Raw genomic sequence first — 349 nt, 5'->3', positions numbered from 1 at the left:
AAGTGTCTCTACCGCACGACGCAGGCCGTCCAGCTACTGCCACTTTCAGTCGAGGACGCGGAGGTTGCGGTGCGCGACGGCGGGCGCACGGTCATCCGCCTTATCTTCCGGCTGTGGCTCGGCGAGCAGCGCGAGGCTACGGACCTGTCGCGCATTCGGCTGTATCTGCACGGCGAGCGGGCCGCCGCGGCCGCGCTCTATGCGGCGCTAACGCGTCAGGTCACCTCGATTAGCCTGCGCTTGCCTTCGGTGCGCAATGGCGAGTTGCAGCCGCTCGAGGGCGTTCAATTCGAAGGGGCGGGCTTTGGCCCGACTACGCGGCTGTGGCCGGTCACCGAGCCCGAGCGCG

Annotated in this window: 1 protein-coding gene; it reads left to right on the top strand. The window is 68.5% G+C overall.

Translation table 11 applies throughout. The annotated features are described in order from the left end of the window. Positions 1-349 (top strand): type VI secretion system baseplate subunit TssF (locus tag NCR40_RS31200; RefSeq protein ID WP_250511821.1); only part of this gene is annotated, 349 nt, incomplete at both ends.

Source organism: Caballeronia sp. GACF4 (genome assembly GCF_023631025.1).
Classification (GTDB): Bacteria; Pseudomonadota; Gammaproteobacteria; order Burkholderiales; family Burkholderiaceae; genus Caballeronia.
The sequence above is the reverse complement of the archived record's forward strand: the minus strand, read 5'-3'. Positions and strand labels throughout refer to the sequence as shown.